Genomic DNA, 641 nt, shown 5'->3' with positions numbered 1-641 from the left:
GGCTGGCCCGAATACTGGCAGTACATGAAGCCGATGCACTACGCCACCCACGTGGTGAGCCCGGTGCTGGGGCTGACCGACGCCGATGCGGAGTACGTCTCCTGCTTCGGCTCCGGGAAGATCAGCGACGAGCTGATCGCCAAGTCCGGCTCCCCGTTTGCGGTCGAGACCTGCCACATCAAGCTGAAAGATTCAGATATCTCAGCCCATATCTACCGCAGCCTGTTCGACACGGCCCGGCAGTACCGGGAGAGCTTCGATGCCTACGGTTCCAAGAAATCTTTCGAATGGCCGCTGATTGAAGGCGAAGACCCGGTCATCCACACGGCCAAGAAGCCCGAACCGGAGATCCCCGAGCGGGTCCAGGTGCCCGACTACGGCCACCGGCTGCCAGAGGAGATCCAGGAGTTCACCCGGGAGGGGGTCTATGACGCCGACGAGCACGCCCACCTGTCGTTTATCCAGGGCGGGGGCCACGGCGGATCCCACCCGCACCTGGCGCATGAGTTTGTGGACTCGATTGCCAACGATCGCGAGCCCTACCCGAACGCGCGGCAGTCGGCCAACTGGACCTGCGTGGGCCTGCTGGCGCATGAGTCGGCGATGAACGGGGGCGAAATCAAACACCTGCCGGAGTTTAC

1 pseudogene is annotated in these 641 nt (G+C 63.3%); it reads left to right on the top strand.

What is annotated here, in order from left to right:
* Positions 1 to 641: pseudogene (locus ACG2E4_RS18470) on the top strand (gfo/Idh/MocA family oxidoreductase); the annotation flags it as partial.

The organism is Halalkalibaculum sp. DA384 (assembly GCF_043951955.1).
Classification (GTDB): Bacteria; Bacteroidota; Rhodothermia; order Balneolales; family Balneolaceae; genus JAMQKA01.
Note: the sequence above shows the minus strand (reverse complement) of the source record. Positions and strands in the feature narration are given on the sequence as shown.